This window comes from Shigella sp. FC1544 (genome assembly GCF_001722145.1).
Classification (GTDB): Bacteria; Pseudomonadota; Gammaproteobacteria; order Enterobacterales; family Enterobacteriaceae; genus Escherichia; species Escherichia coli.
Window position 1 is genome coordinate 1 of the sequence record NZ_MECT01000348.1, and the last position, 893, is coordinate 893.

1 protein-coding gene is annotated in these 893 nt (G+C 56.1%); it reads left to right on the plus strand.

From position 1 onward, the window contains the following. Positions 1–116: 116 nt before the first annotated feature. Positions 117–893: IS110-like element ISEc20 family transposase (locus BGK49_RS16115; protein ID WP_069375778.1), on the plus strand; the 777-nt coding region annotated here is incomplete at its 3' end.

Consider the following 893-nt stretch of genomic DNA (forward strand, 5'->3'; position numbering starts at 1 on the left):
GCTGGTAACCGCTAATAGGGGTCAGGTCAGGCACTTTTGCCGGGACCGTCTGTAACGTGGATGCCGGTACCTGCTCCCCGTGGTTATCTGGTTAACCCATATACAAGGGAGACAGAATGACCGAATCCAGCGATTACGAATCCGTCCAGGTCTTTATCGGCGTTGATGTCGGTAAAGATACGCATCACGCTGTTGCCATTAATCGTTCAGGTAAACGCCTGTTCGATAAAGCATTACCCAACGACGAAAACAAACTCAGGTCGCTAATATCTGACCTGAAACAACATGGTCAGATACTGCTGGTTGTTGATCAGCCAGCTACCATCGGTGCGTTACCTGTCGCCGTTGCCCGCTCAGAAGGAGTCCTTGTCGGATACCTCCCTGGACTGGCCATGCGCCGCATAGCCGACTTACACGCCGGTGAAGCTAAAACTGATGCTCGTGACGCTGCCATCATTGCCGAAGCTGCCCGTACCCTGCCTCACGCGCTACGCACGCTGAAACTGGCTGACGAGCAAATCGCCGAACTCTCCATGCTCTGCGGCTTCGATGATGATCTTGCCGCACAGACAACGCAGGCCAGCAACCGTATCCGCGGCCTTCTGCCCCAGATACATCCGGCACTGGAGCGCGTTCTCGGTCCGAGACTTGAGCACCCGGCGGTACTCGATCTTCTCCAGCGATATCCCTCACCAGAAAAACTCGCTTCGCTGGGTGAGAAGAAGCTGGCAGCCCAGCTCTGCAAACTTGCGCCTCGTCTGGGTAAACGCCTTGCAGCAGACATAGCTCAGGCACTGGCCGAACAAACCGTCGTCGTTCCCGGCACGAATGCCGCTGCCGTAGTACTGCCACGTCTGGCACTCCAGCTCATCACGCTGCGTAAGCAAAGAGAC